Origin of the sequence: uncultured Enterovirga sp. (genome assembly GCF_964242715.1) — a bacterium.
Classification (GTDB): Bacteria; Pseudomonadota; Alphaproteobacteria; order Rhizobiales; family Beijerinckiaceae; genus Enterovirga.
The window spans coordinates 9,967-29,467 of record NZ_CAXTAZ010000021.1 but is presented as its reverse complement, the minus strand read 5'-3'; the positions used below and the strand labels follow the sequence as shown (position 1 = coordinate 29,467).

13 protein-coding genes are annotated in these 19,501 nt (G+C 68.5%); 7 read left to right on the top strand and 6 right to left on the bottom strand.

Annotated elements, in window-relative coordinates:
- Positions 1-5: 5 nt before the first annotated feature.
- Both fliP and ACFE87_RS12235 read right to left on the bottom strand, forming a co-directional pair.
- Positions 6-770, bottom strand: coding sequence for a flagellar type III secretion system pore protein FliP (gene fliP / locus ACFE87_RS12240; protein WP_375459912.1), 765 nt, complete (start codon positions 768-770; stop codon positions 6-8).
- A gap of 118 nt (positions 771-888) precedes the next feature.
- On the bottom strand, positions 889-2,034 hold the full coding sequence (locus ACFE87_RS12235; RefSeq protein ID WP_375459911.1) for a hypothetical protein: 1,146 nt from the start codon (positions 2,032-2,034) through the stop codon (positions 889-891).
- Between the two features lie 250 nt (positions 2,035-2,284).
- On the opposite strand from ACFE87_RS12235, the gene flgB reads away from it, so the two are divergent.
- Genes flgB through cckA form a run of 7 tightly spaced genes read left to right on the top strand, consistent with a single transcriptional unit; the run spans position 2,285 to position 8,188 of the window.
- Positions 2,285-2,683 (top strand): flagellar basal body rod protein FlgB, encoded by a 399-nt coding sequence (gene flgB / locus ACFE87_RS12230; protein WP_375459958.1) that lies wholly within the window; start codon positions 2,285-2,287, stop codon positions 2,681-2,683.
- Positions 2,684-2,688: 5 nt separating this feature from the next.
- The gene (flgC, locus tag ACFE87_RS12225; protein ID WP_375459910.1) at positions 2,689-3,099 is read left to right on the top strand and encodes a flagellar basal body rod protein FlgC; all 411 of its coding nucleotides are present in this window, start codon (positions 2,689-2,691) and stop codon (positions 3,097-3,099) included.
- A gap of 20 nt (positions 3,100-3,119) precedes the next feature.
- Positions 3,120-3,464, top strand: a complete 345-nt coding sequence (fliE, locus tag ACFE87_RS12220; protein ID WP_375459909.1) for a flagellar hook-basal body complex protein FliE — start codon at positions 3,120-3,122, stop codon at positions 3,462-3,464.
- Between the two features lie 3 nt (positions 3,465-3,467).
- On the top strand, positions 3,468-3,734 hold the full coding sequence (locus ACFE87_RS12215; RefSeq protein WP_375459908.1) for a flagellar biosynthetic protein FliQ: 267 nt from the start codon (positions 3,468-3,470) through the stop codon (positions 3,732-3,734).
- A gap of 50 nt (positions 3,735-3,784) precedes the next feature.
- Complete coding sequence (fliR, locus tag ACFE87_RS12210; RefSeq protein WP_375459907.1) at positions 3,785-4,540, top strand: flagellar biosynthetic protein FliR; 756 nt, start codon at positions 3,785-3,787, stop codon at positions 4,538-4,540.
- Positions 4,540-5,613 (top strand): flagellar biosynthesis protein FlhB, encoded by a 1,074-nt coding sequence (gene flhB, locus ACFE87_RS12205; RefSeq protein ID WP_375459906.1) that lies wholly within the window; start codon positions 4,540-4,542, stop codon positions 5,611-5,613. Before fliR ends, flhB begins: the two co-directional genes overlap by 1 nt.
- A gap of 31 nt (positions 5,614-5,644) precedes the next feature.
- Positions 5,645-8,188 carry a cell cycle histidine kinase CckA gene (cckA, locus tag ACFE87_RS12200; RefSeq protein ID WP_375459905.1) on the top strand — a complete coding sequence of 848 codons (2,544 nt, stop codon included), beginning with the start codon at positions 5,645-5,647 and terminating at the stop codon, positions 8,186-8,188.
- A gap of 13 nt (positions 8,189-8,201) precedes the next feature.
- On the opposite strand, the gene ACFE87_RS12195 is transcribed toward cckA, so the two are convergent.
- The 4 genes from ACFE87_RS12195 to ACFE87_RS12180 form a co-directional block, all read right to left on the bottom strand.
- Positions 8,202-8,717, bottom strand: coding sequence for a phage tail protein (locus tag ACFE87_RS12195; RefSeq protein ID WP_375459904.1), 516 nt, complete (start codon positions 8,715-8,717; stop codon positions 8,202-8,204).
- A gap of 9 nt (positions 8,718-8,726) precedes the next feature.
- Positions 8,727-9,230, bottom strand: a complete 504-nt coding sequence (locus ACFE87_RS12190; RefSeq protein ID WP_375459903.1) for a phage tail protein — start codon at positions 9,228-9,230, stop codon at positions 8,727-8,729.
- Between the two features lie 12 nt (positions 9,231-9,242).
- The gene (locus tag ACFE87_RS12185) at positions 9,243-9,743 is read right to left on the bottom strand and encodes a phage tail protein (RefSeq protein WP_375459902.1); all 501 of its coding nucleotides are present in this window, start codon (positions 9,741-9,743) and stop codon (positions 9,243-9,245) included.
- Positions 9,744-9,896: 153 nt separating this feature from the next.
- Positions 9,897-19,501 (bottom strand): tandem-95 repeat protein (locus tag ACFE87_RS12180; RefSeq protein WP_375459901.1); only part of this gene is annotated, 9,605 nt, incomplete at its 5' end.

Below are 19,501 nucleotides of genomic sequence, written 5' to 3'. Positions count from 1 at the left end.
CGCGTTCAGCCGCTGCCGCCGAAGCTCTGCACGAGAGAGCCGGCCACGAGATTCCAGCCGTCCACGAGCACGAAGAAGATGAGCTTGAAGGGCAGCGACACCGTCGCGGGCGGCAGCATCATCATGCCGACGGACATCAGGATCGAGGCGACCACGAGGTCGATGATCAGGAAGGGCACGAAGAGAAGGAAGCCGATCTCGAAGGCGCGCCTCAATTCGGAGATGACGAAGGCCGGGATCAGCACCTGCAGCCCGACCGCGCCCGGATCGGCCGGAGCCGGCTCGCCCGACATCGCGATGAACAGGGCCAGATCCTTCTCCCGCACCTGCCGCATCATAAAGCTGCGGAGCGGCACGGTTCCTCGCTCGAAGGCGACGGTCGGCGTGATCTGGCCCGCGACGAGAGGCTCGATCCCGGTCCGGTAGGCCTCGCGGAATGTCGGCGCCATCACGAAGGCGGTGAGGAACAGCGCGAGGCCGACCATGATCGCGTTCGGCGGCGCGGTCTGCGTCCCGATCGCCGAGCGCAGCAGCGACAGGACGACCACGATCCGGGTGAAGGACGTCACCATGACGAGCGCCGAGGGCGCGATCGCCAGCAGCGTGACGAGCGCGACGAGCTGAAGCGCCCTGTCGGTGAGACCGCCCCCGGGCCCGAGGTCGAGCGTGACGCTCTGCGCCAGCGCGGCGTCGCCGGACAGAAGAACGATGGCGGCGCCGAGCCATGCCGCCGCAGGCACCGATCCTGCTGATGCCGCGAGCCGTCTCATCCCCGTCCGATTCGCCACCATGTCGCGGGCACGACGGTGGATTGCGCCGGTGGTGGGGGCAAGCCGGTCGGCGGCGTTCTCCCGGGTCAAACCGCGCGCGGGGAGAGGCTGGCCCTCCTCACTCCTTCTTGTCGATCGGGCGTCCGAGCAGGCGGGCGAACTCCGCCTCGATGTCCTCGATCGAGAACGGGTCGGGCTTGGCCGGAGCCGCCGCCACGGCCAGCGGCGGAGCGGCCGGCGGCGGAGTGGGCGTCGGCGCGGGAGGGGGGGGCGGCGGCGGGGTAGGCGGCGGGGGAGCGACAGGCGCAGGCCTGGGCGGTGCCGGAGACGGCGCGGGCGGCACCGGCGGTGTCGGCTGAGGCGGCGCAGCCTGGATCGGGGTCGGCGCGGGCGGCCGCGGTGAAGGTGTCGGCTCGACGCGCGGGAGCGGCGGCGATGGCGGTGGCGGCGGGGCCGGCAGCTTCGGGGCGGGTTCAGGAGGCCGGGGACGGGGCGCGGGCTGAGCGGCCGGCTCGGGCTGCGGCCGGGGAGGCTGCGCCGGAGCCGAAGGGTAGGCTCGCGGGGGCGAAACCGGCTGCTCGGGACGCCGCAGGGCCTCCTCAAGCTGGCGCGTCATGTCGGTCATGCCGCCGCCATTCGGCGCGGGCGAGGCCCGCGGCGGGGCCGGGCGAGGCGGAGATCGGTCATTCCCGCTGGGCTGGGGAGGGGCGCCCGTTACCCGGGTCGGCTTCAGCGCCGGCTCGCGAAAGCCACCTCCGGAATCCGCGCCGCGGCCCGCAACCGCCGCAAGGGCGTCGGACGGCCCGAGATGTCCGCCGACGGTGGAATCCGACAGCCGATCGCCGCCGCGGCCGAGGCCCGGATCGATCACCGGCCGCACGGGCGCGATCTCGACATTCCTGTCCGCGCCGGAATCCATCCGGTCGCCGTTATCGGCCGCGGCGGCCGGTATGCGGGCCCCCGGCACCCGAACGATATTCGTCTCGACCACCACATCGTTCGGGCCGCCGACGAGAAGGAGATGCTCGACATTGTCGCGGCGCAGGAGGATGAGCTGCCGCTGCCGGTCGAGGTCATAGACGTCGACGATGCCGAGCCGCGGCTGGCGTGCCCGGCCCCGCTCGTTCGACATGGACATCCGCCCGCCGGTCAGGCGACGCAGGATCAAGGCAAGCAGCACCAGCATCGCGAAGATGATCGCGAAGGCGATCACATACTTCACGGCGGGCGACAGATTTTCAATGCCGGGAATGGAGACAGGCAAGACGCGGCTCTCTCGACTAGCGGCTGCAGCCGCCCACATCCGCGGCGGCATCGGGCGGGTCTGCCGAGGCGATAACACGTTTCGGATAGGGTGTCGCGGGCTTGCCACAGCGAGGGGGACGGCTGCGCGTCCCGGGACGCCGTGCCGTGACGGTGCCCGGGCTGGACCCCGTTTCGGATCAGCTCCTTAACCCGGCGTTAACCATGCGGGCGGCAAGTTCTGCCGGGTGGCGCGGCGACGGGTGGCGATGATGTCGATGACAAGTCTGCCGATCGTCTCGCTGCTGCGCGAGCGCATGCAATGGCATCAGTCACGTCAGAAGGTGTTGGCCGAGAACGTGGCGAACGCCAACACGCCCGGGTTCAAGCCGAAGGATCTCGTGCCACCGGCCGGAGCGAAAACCGCGCCCGCTCCGGGCGTGTCTCTGGTCCAGACGAGCAGGCTGCACCTAGCCGCCTCGGGAGCCTCCGATCCGGCGGCCACCCGCAATGCAAAGGGTTTCGAGACGACGCCCTCCGGCAATGCCGTCAATCTCGAGGACGAGATGATGAAGGTGGCCGAGAACCAATCCGAATATCAGCTCGCGGCCTCCCTCTACCAGAAAAGCCTGGCGATGCTCCGCACCGCCGCCGGCGTGCGCGGAGGCTGATCGGCATGGATTTCCTGAAATCCCTCGCGGTCGCGGCCTCGGGGCTCCGCGCCCAGTCGGGCCGGATGAGGGTCGTGGCCGAGAATATCGCGAACGCCGATTCGACCGGCGACAAGCCCGGCGCCGATCCCTACCGGCGCAAGATCCCGACCTTCACGCGCCAGCTCGACCGCGAGCTCGGTTCCAGCGTCGTCGCCCTGGGTCGCGTCCGCCGCGACGAGACCGCCTTCCGGACGAAGTTCGAGCCGGGCCACCCGGCAGCGGACGCGGTCGGGCAGGTCAAGCTGCCGAACGTGAACTCGCTGATCGAGACGATGGACATGCGCGAGGCCCAGCGCTCCTATGAGGCGAACCTCAATGTCGTCACGGCGACGCGCCGGATGATCTCCCGCACCCTCGACATCCTGCGCGCCTGAGACGAACGGAGCGGACGACGATGACCAGTGCAGGATTCGTGAGCGGCGCCTACACGGCGGCCCAGAACCTGATGCAGTCCCGCGGTGCGCCCAGCCTCGGGGGCGGGAGTGCCGCCGGCGCGGCGCTCGGCGCCGCCTCGGGGGCCGGCGGGGGGTTCGGGCAGTTCCTGTCGCAGGCGATCGAGGGCGTCGCCTCGAGCGGCAAGGCCGCCGAGGCGCAGGCCACCTCGGCCGCCACCGGCAAGTCCAACCTCGTCGACGTCGTGACCGCCGTCGCGGAGAGCGAGACGGCGCTGCAGACCCTCGTCGCCGTGCGCGACCGCGTGATCTCGGCCTATGAAGAGATCATGCGGATGCCGATCTAGGCCATGACCGGCGCCGCGATCCTGGACGTCGCCCGCGAGGGCGTGATGACCTTCCTGAAGGTGTCCGGCCCTCTGATGCTGATCGCGCTCTTCGTCGGCCTCGCGGTGTCGCTCGTCCAGGCGCTGACGCAGATCCAGGAGCAGACGCTGATCTACGTCCCGAAGATCGTGGCGGTGTTCGGCGGCCTCCTCGTCTGTCTCCCCTTCATGGCCGATGCGCTCGGCGCTTACATGACCCGGATCGCGGCACTGATCGCGTCCGGAGGATGACCTTGCGTCCGGCGGTCCGGGCGCCGAGTCTGGCGCCGCGTGATTCCGGCATGACCTTCGCCATCCCCGAGCTGACGACCGTGTTCCTGCTCGCCTTCGCGCGGGTGGGCACGCTCGTCATGCTGCTTCCCGGAATCGGCGAGCGAAGCATTCCTGGGCGGGTTCGGCTCGCCTTCGCGCTTCTCCTGACGCTGATCCTCCTGCCGACCGCCCGCTCGCTCCTGCCCGCCGCGTCGTCGCCCTCCGGCCTCGTCGGCACGCTGATCGGCGAGATCGCGGTCGGACTGGTGCTCGGCCTTGCCGCGCGGGCGGTCATGGCCGCGCTGCAGACCGCCGGCACGCTCGTCGCCCAGCAACTCGGCCTGTCCTACGCGACCACCGTCGACCCGAGCATGGGCGGACAGGAGGCGGCGCTTTCCACCTTCCTGACGCTGCTGGGCGTCACCCTGATCTTCGCGACCGACGTGCATCACATCGCCATCGCCGGGATCGCGGACAGCTACCGGCTCCTTCCGCCTGTCGGGATTCCGGCCCCGGGTGATGCCGCGACGCTCGTCCTCGGCTCCGTCGGACGCGGCTTCGCGCTCGGCGCCAAGATCGCGGCTCCCTTCATCGCCTTCGCGATCCTGTTCAATCTCGGCCTCGGCATCCTGTCCCGGCTGATGCCGCAGATGCAGGTCTTCTTCATCGGCCTGCCGCTCACGATCCTGTTCGGCATGCTGATCCTCGTCGCCTCGCTCGGCCTCATGATGGCGTTGTTCCTGGAAGACCTCGGGCGCTTCCTCGAAGGCGTCGGGGCCCTCTGATGGCGGCCGAGGGCGAGGACGGCGCCGACCGCACGGAAGACCCGACCGCGCACCGGCTCGAAGAGGCGCTGCGGCGCGGCGACGTCGCGAAGAGCCAGGAGGTCTCGCTCTTCCTCTCGCTCGGCGCCCTGACCCTCGCGCTGATGCTGATCCCGACCTTCGGGGCGGCGAAGACGCTGGCGCTCGATCTCCGGGCTTTCCTGATGAACGCCCATCTCGTGCCGGATTCCGGCAGCGCGATGCTGGGGGCCGGCCAGCGCGGGCTCGTCGCCGGGCTCAAGATGCTGGCCATCCCGATCGGGCTCGTGATGGTGGCCGCGCTCGCGGGCGGTCTCGTCCAGCACCGTCCGGTCTGGTCCTTCGAACCGCTGACGCCGAAATTCGAGCGCCTGTCGCCCTTGTCCGGGCTGAAACGCATCTTCGGCCAGCAGGCGATCGTTCAGTTCGTGAAGGGTCTCGCCAAGATCGGGATCGTGGGCGTTCTCGCCGCTGTGCTCCTTTGGCGCGAGCGCGACCGGTTCGAGGGCCTGGTCGGCCAGGGTCCGGCGGACCTCCTCGGCTTCACGCTGACGCTCGCGCTGAAACTGCTCGGCGGCGTCCTGGCCCTGCACGCCGTCGTCACGATCGGCGACGTGGTCTATTCACGCCTGTCCTGGATGAAGCGCCAGCGCATGACCCGCGAGGAGGTCAAGCGCGAATCGAAGGAGCAGGACGGCAATCCCGAGATCAAGGCGAAGCTCCGCCAGATGCGGATGGCCCGCGTCCGCAAGCGCATGATGGCGGCCGTGCCGCAGGCGACCGTCGTCGTCATGAACCCGACCCATTTCGCGGTCGCGCTGAAATACGAGCCCGGCATGGCGGCGCCGCTTTGCGTCGCGAAGGGCGTCGACGCGATGGCGCTTCGAATCAGGGCGGTCGCCGAAGAGCATCGCGTGCCCGTCATCGAGAATCCGCCGCTGGCCCGTGCCCTGCACGCGACCGTCGAGATCGACGGCGAGATTCCCGTGGAGCATTACCGCGCGGTGGCCGAGGTCATCGGCTTCGTCTTGCGGCTGAAGCGGCGTGCGTCGTAACCACGGTGATGCGGCATGAGCGGTGATGGACATGGCTGAGGCAAGGGGCGCGGCCCCCGCCGCGATCGATCGGTCTCAGCGCGCCGGCCATGTCGGGCTGCTGGTCGGGCTCGCCATCCTGCTGGTCGCGGCCTTTGGCGGGCTCAGCCTGCTGTCCAGCGAGCGCGCGCAACCTCTCGTGCTGGCGCTCCTCGCGCTTCTGGCGATGGCGGGCGTGTTCTGCGTCTTCGCGATCGCGGTCGGGGCTTTGCGCTTCGCGGGTTCGGCCGGCAGCAACGACCTGACCAAGGCCATCGCCGACGGCGCCCGGGACGGCCTGATCGTCGTCGAGGAGAATGGCCGCATCCTCTACGCGAACGAGCGCTACCTCACGCTGTCGGGGGCGGAGGGCAGCTCCGGTCTCCGCACCGCCGAGCGCCTGCTCACCGGCGGGCCGGACGTCTCCGAGGCCGTGTACCGGCTGGCGCAGGCGGCGCGCGAGGGCCGCTCCGGAACCGAGGAGGTCCGCCTGTCGCCCGCCCTCGATGGCGACCGGGAGTTCGGCTGGTACCGCGTCCGGGTGAGCCCGGTTCCGCGGTCCGGGCGGCCGGCGACGCTCTGGAGCGTCGCCGACGTCACGCACGAGCGCGAGCGGCAGGAAAACGTCTTCCAGGAGCTGCAGCACGCGATCGACTATCTCGACCACGCGCCGGCCGGCTTCTTCTCGATCGGGGCGGACGGCGCGATCGTCTACATGAACGCGACCTTGGCCGCCTGGCTCGACCACGATCTCGCCAGGGTCGGCCCGGGCGGGCTGAAGCTCACCGACATCATGCCGGGCTCCGTCGTCGCGCTCCTGTCTGCCGCGGGCGGGCGTCCTGGCGAGGCCCGGACCGATATGATGGATCTCGACCTCACGCGTCGGGGTGGCCAGTCGCTGCCGGTGCGCCTCTATCACCGGGTCGCCTTCGGGGCGGACGGGCGGCCGGGACCGTCGCGGACGCTGGTGCTCAACCGCTCCGCCGGCGAGAGCGGCGGGGAGGGTCAGCGCGCCGCCGAGGTCCGTTTCGCTCGCTTCTTCAACACGACCCCGCTCGCGATCGCGACCCTCGACCGGTCCCGGCGCCTCGTCCGCTCGAACCCGTCCTTCCTCCGGCTGTTCCGGTCGCCGGCCCGCGGCGTCGAAGGCTCGGCGCCCGCGATCGTCGACCAGGTCGTGGCCCCGGATCGCCCCCGCCTCGAGGCGGCAATCGCGGCGGCGGCCGCGGGCCAGGCAGAGACCGGCCCGATCGAGGTCACGCTCGTCGGCGAAGGCGGCCGCCAGGCGAGGCTCTGGCTGTCCCCGGTCGAGGATACGGATCCGGCGCCCGGCGCCGACCGGGAGAGCGCGATCCTCTACGCCCTCGACACGACGGAGCAGCGCCAGCTCGAGCAGCAATTCGCGCAGGCCTCGAAGATGCAGGCCGTCGGGCAGCTCGCGGGCGGCGTCGCGCACGATTTCAACAACGTCCTCCAGGCGATCATCGGCTATTCCGACCTCCTGCTCGCGAACCATCGCCCGACCGATCCGTCCTTCCAGGACATCATGCAGATCAAGCAGAATGCGAACCGGGCCGCGAGCCTGGTCCGTCAGCTGCTCGCCTTCTCCCGCCGGCAGACGCTGCGGCCCGAGGTCGTCAAGCTCGGCGACACCCTCTCCGACCTGTCCCTCCTCCTGAAGCGGCTCCTCGGCGAACGCGTCCAGCTCGACCTCAGGCAGGGCCGTGACCTCTGGACCGTCAAGGCGGACGTGAACCAGCTGGAACAGGTGGTCATCAACCTCGCGGTCAATGCGCGCGACGCGATGCCGGATGGCGGCACCGTCTCGATCGAGACCGCGAATGTCGCGGAAGCGGAGGCGCGCGGGCTCGACCTCGCCGGCATGCCGCCTGCGGATTACGTCCGGATCTCGGTCGGCGATACCGGCACCGGCATCGCGCCCGAGATACTCGACCAGATCTTCGAGCCCTTCTTCACGACGAAGGAACTCGGCAAGGGCACCGGGCTCGGCCTCTCGACCGTCTTCGGGATCGTCAAGCAATCGGGTGGCTTTATCTACGTCGATTCGGAAGTCGGGCGGGGCACCACCTTCTCGATCTATCTCCCGCGCCACATCCCGGAGCCGGAGGCCGAACCGGAGCTGAAGCCCGAGGTGGCCGCGCCCAAGGCGCGCGCGGCCGACATGACCGGACAGGGCACGATCCTCCTCGTCGAGGATGAGGATGCGGTCAGGGCCGTGAACACCCGCGCCCTCACGGCGCGCGGCTACACCGTCCTCGAGGCGGCATCCGGGATCGAAGCGATGCAGATCATGGAAGGGCGCGACCGGCCGGTCGACCTCGTCGTCTCGGATGTCGTCATGCCCGAGATGGACGGCCCGACGCTGCTCGGCGAGCTCCGCAAGCGCCACCCGGAGATCAAGTTCGTCTTCGTCTCGGGCTACGCGGAAGACGCCTTCGCCAAGCATCTGCCGGAAGGCGAGACCTTCAACTTCCTGCCGAAACCCTTCAGCCTGAAACAGCTCGTCGAGACGGTGAAACAGGCGATCGGGCGGTAGCCGCAGCGCCGGGCTACGAGCGCGGCGGGAAGACGCCCTGCAGCGCGATGTTGAAGTAGAAGGTCAGGTAGGGCTGCATGTTGTTGTGGGGCTGGCCGCCGCCGGCGGGGCTGAGCGCTTCCGGCGCCAACGTCGCATTCGTCGCCGTCGGCGTGAGATACATCTGATTGCCGGAGGCCAGGAACATATTCTGGGGCGTATTGAAGGAGCCGTCGTTCTCGTCGCCTGTCAAGGTGTGGGAATGGGCCGGCATCTCGCTGCCCAGTAAGGTCACGGTTTCCGCCCCGCCCTCCTCCCCGAGGTCGTGTGGGGAGAGCCCGGGTCCCTGACCGGGATGCATGGGCGCGCAGCCCTGTAGGTTGGGCAGGGCGAAGTTGCTCTTGCCGTTACCGCCATAGGTCGTGCCGAGCAGCGAGAACAGCGCCGTGTTCTGGGACAGGGGCAGGAGCTGCCCGTCGCACCACGCCCAACCCCTCGGGGCGAAGTTGAACGGGAAGATGCGGATCTCGGCCACGAAGGGGTCTGCCACGGCGAGCTCCTATTGCTGCGACGGAAAGATGCCGGACATCGAGATGATGAAGTCGACGCACAGATAGGGCTGGAAGTTGGTATGGGGCTGGCTGCCGCCGACGGGCGAGATCGATGCCGCGGCCATATTGGCCGGGCTGTCGGGGATGTTGAAATAGGTCTGCGCCTGCGCCGCCGCGAGGACCTGTCCGCCCGGGGTCTGGGACCCGGCTGCCGCGCCCGACCCCAGGAGCGGATGGGTGTGCGCCGGCATCTGTTGGACGGTCAGGGTGACCTCCTCGGCTCCGCCGGTCTCGGCCAGGTTGAAGCCGTTGCCGAAATGCAGCGGAAGGCGGCCACGCAGGTCGGGCAACGCGAAGGTGCTCTCCCCGTCGCCGCCGTAGGTCGTGCCGATCAGCTGGAACAGCGTCTCGTTCTCGGAGATCGGCAGGAGCTGCCCTTCGCAGAACTCCCAGCCGGCCGGCGCGAAGTTGCCGGCGAACATGCGGATCTCGCCGATGTAAGGCTGTGCCACCGGTATGCCTCCTTAGTTCGGCGACGGGAAGATGCCCTGCAGGGCGATGCAGAAGTTCAGGACCAGGAACGGCTGCATGTTGAGGTGCGGCTGGCTCCCGCCCGTATTCACGACGGAGGACGCGCCCATGGCGACGAGCTGGGTCGGCGGCCCGTAGGTGTTGGCCGGCGCCTTCGCCAGCACCGCGCCGTTCGGAACGGTGGCCGTCCCCGTGCCGTTGTTGACGGTCACCCCATGCGTATGGGTCGGCAGTTCCGCGACCGCGAGCGTATGGGCCTGCTCACCGGCCCGCTGGCCGAGAGGGTGGCCGGCACCGACATGGATCGGGGTGGAGCCCTGAAGGTTCGGCAGCGCGAAATTCACGCGGCCGTCGCCCCCAAAGGTCGTGCCGAGCAGCGCGAACAGCGCCTGGTTCTGGTTGATCGGCAGGAGCTGCCCGTTGCACAGCGCCCACCCCTTCGGCGCGAACCCGAAGGACATGATCCGGATCTCGGACAGAAACGGTTCGGCCATGCTCCCCCCTTCACCGGATATTCCGCTCACAATACCTGCGGGCCGCCTGAACTCCAGCCCTCTTCAAGTCCCCGGCAGTAGAAAATCGGGAACAGGCCGACCCTCGCCAAGTGAATCGTCCGGACGAGCCGGGGCGAGGGGTACATCCGTCCGTCAGACGAACCAGCCGGCATGCAACTCCTGGGCGGGCTGCACGGGATCGACGACCACCCTGACCGTGTCGCCGATATGGATCCCGTCAAGCTGGGCGATGCTCGTCCATTTGGCTCCACCCTCCGTTGCGACCTGCAGCGTCGCGAAGGTCCCGCCGGTATCCTCTTGCACGCGGATCAGGGACGCGTGTCCGCCCGGCCCGCCATGGGCCGAGAGCATGGGGGAGAGGTCGACCGTATCGCCCTGCAACGCGCTGTAATCGGCGATCCGCGTGAGCGGCCCCGACACCGCGGAAAGGAACGCGGGGTCGAACACGAAGCCATCCGCTCCGGCACCCCCCGCCAGGATCGCACCGGCCGCCTCGACGAGGAACGTGTCGTTCCCGGCGGTCCCCGGCACGACGGCGTCGGGCAGCCGGCGCTCGCCGGTGACGAGGGCGCCGTACATCAGCTCGTCCGCTTGCGCCCCTCCATAGAGGTCGTCGAGCCCGAGAGCGTGCCCCATCTCGTGCATGAGGGTGGTCAGGAGGTCCATGTCGCCGGCCGGCGCTCCGGAGGGATCGGTCCGAAGCCGGGTCGCGCTCAGCGCGGTCGCGAACTCGGAATCGCCGAGCGGCGTGGGGTCGATGAACCAGCCGTGGCCGGCGGCGTCGTCGTCGATGACGATGCCGCTGTCCTGGATGGCTGCCAGCCGATCGGCCCCGAGGTCCGCGACCGAGACGGTGATCGAGCGAAGGGCGTCGAGTTGATCGGCCGTCAGTCCCGCCTCAGCCCACCGCGCGAAGGCCGCCGCGACCACGGGGTCGAGCTGCGCGGCGGTGGGATCCGTGATGCCCCCCCCGCCCGAGGGACTCGTCACGCCGCCGGCGGCCGCGATGAGGAAGCTCGGGTTCGACGGCAGCGGGACCGCGCCTGTCGCCCCGATTGTGCCGATTATCGTCACCTGCCCGGTATTGCGGGTTTCTAAAAAGCCCTCTGCTGTCGCGGCGCCAAGGTTCTCCACCAGGAACACTCCCGACGGGTTCCTCAATTGAATATCCGTTCCATTTCCTCCAGACACAGTGTTTCGACTGGCAGTTGCATTATCAGAGTTTAGATCCAATCTAATTGTTGTCGTTGTCATACTTGAATTTGATATGTCGAAAACCTGTCCAGCATTGTTCAGTTGACTTAGATTATTTCCTAAAATTGTTAGGTTGAGCTGACTCGAATTTCCAGCGCCGGTGCTAACGCCACTCCGATTGTTGATCTCGAGCGTGTCACCAACTCCGCTGCTGTTGTTGCTCACCGCGACATTGCTCTGGATCAGGACGTTGGCGGAGATCTGTCCGCCGGTATTGTCCGCGTCGATGCCCGTCTCGAACTCGATGGCGGAGCCGCCGTCCCCCCCGTTCTGGCCGACGGCCGCGCTCGTGCCGACCGAGTTGTTGCGGATGGTGACGTTGTTGTTGAGCAGATCGAAGCCGCCGACCGATGTCAGCGATGCGTAGATCCCGATGCCGTTGAGACCCTGAACGCTGTTGTTCTGGATGGCGACCGTGTGGCCCCCGTGATCGCCGGCGGACGCCTCCGCCAGCACCACGATACCGCGCCGCCCGCTGACGAAGCCCGGGTTCTCCACAATGTTGCTGGAGATCGTGCCGTTAAGCTGCGCGCCCGCCGCGCTCGTGCCCGATCCGCCTGCGGCGTTGACCTGTACGACGCCTGCCGTCGAGATCAGCCGCGCCAGGTTGATGAATTCGTTGTTCGAGATCGTGAAGTTCAGGTCTCCGCTGCCGGCCAGCGCCAGGAACAGGGTGTTGTTGCCGTCGCCGCCGGTCGCGTCGGCGTCATGGAAGTAGTTATTCTGCACGATGGCCCGGATGGCGCCCGAGCCGTTGTTGAGGATCTGCGCCGCGTTCTGGTCGATCAGCGTCAATTCGCTATCCGTGATGTCGACCCTGCCGTCCGTCGTCCCGTTCAGGTTGGCGTGGAATCCGGCAGCTCCAGTCGCCGACGTCGAGAACAGGGCGTTGTCGACCGTGAACGAGGTGAAATCCGTGTTCGTATTGTTGATGACGACGCCGTTCGACTGCAAGGACTGCCAGTTGAAGACGCGGGAATTGTTGTCGAACGCATTCGTGCCCGTGATGTTCTCTGCGTACCAGCCGTTGCCGGCACCGAAGCCGGTCGGATTTCCGGTCGATCCGGCCGCCGGATTGTCCTGGCCCGGCGTGTTGATGTCGACGGCCGACAGCACGATGTTGCCGCCACCGATGCTCTGCACGCCGTCGAAGCCGGCGTTGGTGATGTTCATCTTGCGCAGCGTGACGTTGAAAGCGTTGGTCAGCGAGACGGCGTCGCCCGTTGTGTTCTGGATCGTGCCGCCGGAGCCGTCGCGGTCGTACAGGCCCCCCGTCTGCGAGCCGTCGCCCGTAACAGTGAGGAAGCCGTTCGTGCTCGTGTTGGTGAGCACGATGCCGTTGGTGCCACCATTCGCGGAGATGCTTCGGAACGTCAGGCCGTCGGAGTGAATGTTGGTGTTGGCGACGTTGAGTGCCGTCCCGGTGGAGGCGACCAGCGTGTTGGAGCCGCCGGTAATCGCGACGGTCCCGCCATTGGTGGCAGTGAACGCCGGAGCTGTGCCTGTGGACAGCTGCACGCCGCCGTCGAAGCGGATCAGGTGGTTGCCGCCGCCCACGTCGTTGTTGTCGAGACCGATGCCGCCGCCGTTGGCGGCGTTCGACGTCAAGAGGCCATTGAAGTCGACCGTGCCGCCGGCACGGTTGGTCACCTCGACAAGGTTTCCCGCCGAGGTCTTGTTGACCGCGGCATTGATGGTGACGTTGCCGGCGCCGCCCTCGATGTCGACGCCGTTGCTGCCCGGATCGTTCGAGTTGCCGATCGAGCCCCCGCCGATGGTGACGGAGCCGGCCGAATTGGTGATGGCGACGCCGTCGCCGGTCTGACCGTTGATGGTGACGGTACCGACGGTGAGCGACCCGGTCATGCCGGTGAGGTCGATGCCGTTGGTGCCGCCCGAGGAGGTGATCGAATCGATCGTGGCATTCAGCTGGGTCGGGTTGATGAGCAGCGCGGTGCCGTTCACCGACGTGATCTGAGTGGGCGTGGCGGCCGGGTCCGCGATGTTGACGATGCCGGAACTCTGCGCGCGGAAGCCGAACGCGTTGGAGCCGTTGACCGTGATGTCGACGCCGCCGTTGAAGTTGAACGTGCTGTCGGTGAGGTTGTTGAACTGCAGGTCGACGCCGTCCGCCACCGTGCCCGCGCCAACGTCGTTGAGGATCGTGACCAGGCCCCCGAAGGTGAAGGTTGAGCCCTGCGAGTTCGAGATCGCGATCCCGTCCGCGGTGGCGTCGGCGATGTTGGTCGCGCCCGTGACGGTGAAGGTCGAGTTGTCGAGATTGACGAGCTCGATGCCCTGCCCCGCCCCCGAGGAGGCGATCGAGCTGAAGGTGGCGTTGACCGTGCCGCCCTGGTCGATGTCGATGGCTTGGCCGGCGCCAGAGATGGCCATGTTGGTGACAGCGAGGTTGCCGACGTTGCCGCCCGTGCCGCCGACAACATTGGTGCCGTCGTCGAGGCCGGTCGTGCCCGAGCCGGTCGTGATGTCGATGCCCCGGACGGTGTTGCCGGAGGCGAGGTCGATGCCTTGGTCGCCCGCGGTCGTCACGTTGATGACCGGACGCGCACCGCCGCCTTCATCGACCACGATGGGGGCGCCGCCACGCGGATTGGGGAAGGACAGCGCCTCGCCGTCGCCGAGCAGCGTCTGGCCGTCCTTCAGGTTGATGCCGTCGCCCGTGTAGGTGCCGGCCTTCACGTAGATGTAATCGTTCGGGCCCGGGCCGCCTGCCGCGGCCGCGGCCGCGTTGTACTGGGCGACGGTCTCGAACGGGTTCGTCTGCGAGCCGCGCGGCGCCCCCGAGTCGATGCCGGTCTGGTTGCCGTTGATGAACCAGACCTGGGGCAGAACGTCGACCAGGATCGTGTCGGTATCGAGTTCGTGCGCCAGCGTGCCGGTGCCCCCTGCTCCCGGATCGGCGCCGCTGTTGCCGGCATCGTTGGTCGTGATCGTCAGCGTGGTCGTGGTCGGGGCCGTGGCCCCGTCCGGCGCCGTGAACAGCACGTTGTTGCCGGCCAGCGCCGTGTTGATGGCAGAGATCGACCCCGTCAGCGTGACGGAGCCGGTGCCGCTGCCGGATATGGCCACGCCTCCTGCGGCTCCCACCGCGATCGTCCCGCCGGCTGATGCGAGCGTCGTCGTGACGTCCATTGCCGTCCCGGCGTCCACGTCCGAGATCGAGAGGCCCGTGATCGCCTGGGCGAAGCCGGACTGGACCTGGATGCTGGCCGGCACGCCGTTATTCACCGGCGCGTCGTTCACGGCCGTGATGTTGAGTGTGACGGCGTCGGAATCATTGGCGCTGCCGCCGCTGCCGGTGGCGGCAAGGTCGCCGACCAAGACTGTAATCTGCCCCGTCCCATTCGCATTGGGAGTCGGCGTGAATACGAGGCCGTCCAGCGCGGCGTTGATGTCACTGATCGCGCCACGGGCCACGAGGGACGAGTCCGAGACGCCGTCACCCGAGAGGAAGGTCAGTCCCGTCGTCCCGTCCAGCGAGATCGTGCCGAGCGAGGCGCTCAGCACGATCTCGACGGGGCTCGCGCCTGCATCGACGTCCGACACGGATATGGCATTGCCATTGAGGGCGCTGAAAGTCCGGGTCGTATCCTCTGCGAAGACCTGGGCAGCAGGTACGGCGACGACGGGCGCATCGTTGACGGCGTTGACCACCACGCTCACGGTGGTGGCCGAGCCGCCGGGGGTCAGCGTGTAGGTGAAGGTGTCCGGCGTGCCGGCGGTGTTGTTGTAGTTCGCGTTCGGCCTGTAGGTCAGACCGGTCCCGCCGCCCGTGATGGCGACCGTGCCGTTGGTCGGCTGCGTCACGGCGGTGATCGATATCGGCCCGCCGTCGACATCCGTGTCGTTGGCCAGCACGTCGATCTGGGTCGCGCCGCTATCCTCGTTGACCGTGATGCTGTCGGCGACAGCCACCGGTGCGTCGTCCACGGCCGTGACGGTGATCGTCCGGGTCGCGGCAGCGCTGGCCGCCGCGCCATCGTTGACGGTGAAGCTGACCGTGCGGGATCCGGCGGTCGGGTTGTCGCTCGTATTGACGTAGGTCACCGAGCGGAGCGCCGCTTCGTAATTCGACCGGCTCGAATTGCCGGACAGCGACAACACGCCGGTCGCGGCATCGAAAGCGCCGCCCACGATGCCGTTCTGGTCCGTGAAGGCGAGGAAGTCCTGGCCGCTCGCGTAGCCGGCCGTGATCTGCACGGTCGCCGAGGTGAGGTTCGGGGTATCCACATCGAAGACGGTCAGCGCCGGGGCAATCGCCGTGGCGGGCTGGTTTTCGGTATAGGCGAGAGTGCCGCCCGCCGTGACGACCGGCGCATCGTTCACCGGGGTGACGGCGATGCTGGCCGCGATGTTCAGGGGCGTCGCGGTGTCCTGGCCGGCATTTGCCACGCCCCCCGTGTCACGCAACGACACGAGCGTGATCGTGTGGGTGACGCCGTCCGGGTTCTCGCTCGCATTCGCGTAGGCCAGCCCGTCGATCAGGGCTGCCATCGCGGCTGCGGTAACCCCGCCCGCTTTCGAGATGGTCACTGTTGCCGTGCTGCCGCTGAGGGCGACCGCGGCCGTTGTCAGATTCGTCGCCGTCGTCTGCGAATTGCCGCTCGTCAGGACGAGGGTGGTGCCGTCGACGACGAGGCTGTCGCCGCCCGTTCCCGACACGTTCGAAACCGTAAGGACGAGCTGGTCGAGGCTCTGGCCGGGTTCGACCGTCGATGCGCCGACGCCCGAGAACAGATCTGCCGGCGGGCCGTTCTCGGTGAAGGTGACCGTCGCCCCCGTCCCGGTCTGTGTCGGGGCGTCGTTCACGCTCGCGACGGTGACGCTGCTCGTGGCTGCGACGCTCGCCGCCGTCCCGTCGTTAACGACGAAGCTCACCGTTCGGGCCAACGTCGAGGGGGCCTCGCTCGAGTTGGCGAAGGTGACCGACCGCAGCGCCGCTTGGTAATTCGCGACCGTGTCGCTGCCGCTCAGCGTGAGGGTGCCGGTGGCCGGGTCGAAGCTCCCCGTGATGGTCGTCGTATTCGCGAAGCCGAGCACGTCCTCGCCCGGGGCGTAGTTGCCGGTGATCTGAACCGTGGCGCCGGCGAGGGTCGCGTTGTCGAGGTCGGCGACGGTCACGCTCGTGTCGATCGCCGTGGCCCCCTGGCCCTCCGTGAAGCCGAGCGTCGCGCCGGCCGCGACCGTCGGGGCGTCGTTGACGAGGGTGACCGTGATCGTGACAGAACCCGTCGGATTCGAGCCCTGCGGACCGTCGGCGCCGTCGTCGACCAGCACGGACACGCTCGTCGCCCCGACGAAATTGTCGGCCGAGTCGAACTGCACGGCAGCCAGGGCCGCGCCGACCTGAGCCGCCGTTCCCGTGACAGTGTAGCTGCCAGCCGTGGTCCCGGCCGCGAAACCGCCTCCGGCCAGCACGCCGGACGCCGTGTCCGCCAGCGTCAGGGTCGCCGTGACGCTCGAGTTGTCGACATCCGTCACCACGGGCGGGGCGGTGAACAGAGCGAGAGGAGACGCGTCCTCGGCGAACGTCAGGCTCTGGGTCAGGTTCGTGGCCGCCGGGGCGTCGTTGATGGCTCCGATCGAGATCGACACCGACCCGGTCGGGTTCCCGCCCTGCGGGCCGTTCGCGCCGTCGTCGATCGTGACCGAGACGCTGCTCGCGCCCGTGGCGTCGGCCGCAGGGTCGAATTGCACGGCGGCGAGCGCCGTGTTCACGGCGACCAGAGTGCCCGTGATCGTGTAGACGGTCCCGCCGCCACCCGAGGCGACGCCCGAGCCGGCCCCCGTGAGGACGCCGAAGGCCGCATCGGCCAAGGTGAGGGTCGCCGTGACGTTGGCGCTGTCCACATCGGACAGGGTCGGCGCCGTCGTGAACAGGTTGACGGTCGGTCCATCCTCGCTGATCGCGAGGCTCTGGGTCAGGCCCGTCGCGGTCGGGGCGTCGTTCAGCGGCGTGACCGCCACCGTCGAGGTGATTCCGGGCGCGACCGTGTCGACGCCGCCATTCGCGGTGCCGCCGCTGTCGTCGAGGGACACGATCGTGACGGCGCGGCCGAGGCTGCCCGGATCGTCGCTCGTATTCTGGTAGGCGATCCCGTCGATCAGCGTCTGCGCGCTCGCCGGGGCGATCCCGGCGAGGTTTGAAAGCGTGGCGGTCGCGGTGGTGCCGGACAGCGCGACTGTGACCGTGATGCCGTCCGAGGTGGTCGTCGAACCCGCGACGAGCGCCACCGGGGTTCCGCCGACGATCAGGCGCTCGGCGGCCCCATTCACCACGTTCGTGACCTGGAGCACGATGTCGTTGACGGTCTGCCCGGCCTCGACCGTGGACAGGTTCACGCCGGAGAAGAGATCGACCGCGGGCCCGTTCTCGCTAAAGGCCGGGTTGCCGGGGGTTGCCGCCAGGGTCGGGGCGTCGTTCACCGGGGTCACCGTGACCGTGCTGGTCGCGGGGACGCTTGCATCCGTTCCGTCGGTGACCGCGAAGCTGATCGTGCGGGCGGCGGCAGAGGGATCGTCGCTGGTGTTGGCGTAGGTGACCGAGCGCAAGGCGGATTGGTAGACTGCGATGCTCGCGGTCCCGGTCAGCGTCAGGACACCGGTCGCCGGATCGAACGTTCCGCTGATGCCGGGCGTGGTCGGCAGCGCGAGAAGATCCTGGCCGCTCACGTCGTTTCCGGTGATCGCGACCGACGCGCCCGTCAGGTTCGGGCTGTCGACATCGGCGATCGTGACGGTGTCGTCGATCGGTGCCGCAGCCCCGTTCTCGGCATAGGTCAGCGTGGATCCGGCCGTGACGGTCGGAGCGTCGTTGACGGGCGTGACGGTGACGGAGATCGTGCCGCTAGGATTCGTCCCCTGCGGGCCGTTCGCGCCGTCGCTGATCGACACCGACACCGAGGTCGTGCCGTTGAAATTTGCGGCCGAGTCGAATTGCACGGCCGCCAGCGCGGCCGTCACCTCCGCGGTCGTGCCCGTGATCGTATAAGCGGTCGTGCCGCCCGACATGGTGCCTGCCCCGGCCCCGGTCAGGGCGCCTGCCGTGCCGTCGGCCAGCGTCAGAATGGCTGTCAGCGTGCCGCTGTCGATGTCCGCCAGCGTGGGCGGCGTGGCAAAGAGCGCCGTCGGCGCCGAATCCTCGGCCACCGTCAAGAGTTGGGTCAGACCTGTTGCCGTCGGAGCATCGTTGACCGGGGTGACCGTCAGCGTGACGGTGGCGAGGTTCGACGACAGGCTGCCGTCGCCGGCCCGATAGGTGAACGTGTCGGTGCCGACGAAATTCGCGGAGGGATTATAGGTGAACGAGCCGTCCGGGTTCGCCGTCAGAATCCCGTGCGCCGGTTGCGTCACGATGGTGGCGGTGATCGCATCCCCGTCCACGTCGACGTCGTTGGCGAGCAGGCCCGTGACGACGACAGTGAGGGAGCCGTCCTCCGCGACCGTGTAGCTGTCGTCGCCGGCGACAGGTGCATCGTTCACAGGTGTCACGGTCACGTTCACGGTCGCACTGGAGCCGCCGTTCAGCGTGTAGGTGAAGCTGTCCGCGCCGACGAAATTCGCGTTCGGCTGATAGGTCAGACCTGTTCCGCCCCCGGTGACGAGGACCGACCCGTTCGCGCCCTGCGTGACGGCCGTGATCGCCTGCGGTCCAGCGTCGATATCCGTGTCGTTCGCGAGCACGGCGATGGGCGTCGCCCCGGAATCCTCGGTCAGGCTCGCGCTGTCCGAGACGGCTACCGGCGCGTCGTCGACGGGGTTGACGGTGACGGTCACAGTCGCGGTCGAGCCGCCGTTCAGCGTATAGGTGAAGGTGTCGGTTCCGAAGAAGTCGGCATTCGGCCGGTAAGTCAGCCCCGTGCCGCCCCCTGTCACCAGCACCGCGCCGTTCGTACCTTGCGTCGCCGACGTGATGGTCTTCGGATCACCATCGACATCCGTGTCGTTGGCCAGGACCGCGATCGAGGTCGCGGCCGCATCCTCGTTCAGGCCGACGGAATCCGCGACGGCGACCGGCGGGTCGTTCACGGGAGTGACCGTCACGTTGACCGTTGCGGTCGCGCCTCCGTTCAGGGAATAGGTGAAGCTGTCGCTGCCGAAGAAGTCGGCATTAGGCCGGTAGGTCAGTCCTGTCCCACCGCCCGTGACGACGACAATGCCGTTCGCGCCCTGGGTCGTCCCGGTGATGGTTCTCGGGCCGCCGTCGACGTCGGTGTCGTTGGCCAGGACCGCGATCGCGGTGGCGGCCGCATCCTCCTGCAGAATTGCGCTGTCCCCGACCGCGACCGGCGCGTCGTCGACGGGATCGACCGTGACGCTGACGGACGCGGTCGATCCGCCGTTCAGGGTGTAGGTGAAGCTGTCGGTGCCGAAGAAGTCCGCATCGGACCGGTAGGTCAGGCCCGTTCCACCCCCGGTGACGACGACCTGGCCATGGGCGCCCTGGCTCGCGCCCGCGATGG

What these genes read in the sequence shown, in the direction of transcription:
- fliP (WP_375459912.1), bottom strand. Translation starts at nt 770, where the DNA reads ATGAGACGGCTCGCGGCATCAGCAGGATCGGTGCCTGCGGCGGCATGG.
- fliR (WP_375459907.1), top strand. Translation starts at nt 3,785, where the DNA reads ATGACCTTCGCCATCCCCGAGCTGACGACCGTGTTCCTGCTCGCCTTC.
- ACFE87_RS12215 (WP_375459908.1), top strand. Translation starts at nt 3,468, where the DNA reads ATGACCGGCGCCGCGATCCTGGACGTCGCCCGCGAGGGCGTGATGACC.
- fliE (WP_375459909.1), top strand. Translation starts at nt 3,120, where the DNA reads ATGACCAGTGCAGGATTCGTGAGCGGCGCCTACACGGCGGCCCAGAAC.
- flgC (WP_375459910.1), top strand. Translation starts at nt 2,689, where the DNA reads ATGGATTTCCTGAAATCCCTCGCGGTCGCGGCCTCGGGGCTCCGCGCC.
- flhB (WP_375459906.1), top strand. Translation starts at nt 4,540, where the DNA reads ATGGCGGCCGAGGGCGAGGACGGCGCCGACCGCACGGAAGACCCGACC.
- cckA (WP_375459905.1), top strand. Translation starts at nt 5,645, where the DNA reads ATGGCTGAGGCAAGGGGCGCGGCCCCCGCCGCGATCGATCGGTCTCAG.
- flgB (WP_375459958.1), top strand. Translation starts at nt 2,285, where the DNA reads ATGTCGATGACAAGTCTGCCGATCGTCTCGCTGCTGCGCGAGCGCATG.
- ACFE87_RS12185 (WP_375459902.1), bottom strand. Translation starts at nt 9,743, where the DNA reads ATGGCCGAACCGTTTCTGTCCGAGATCCGGATCATGTCCTTCGGGTTC.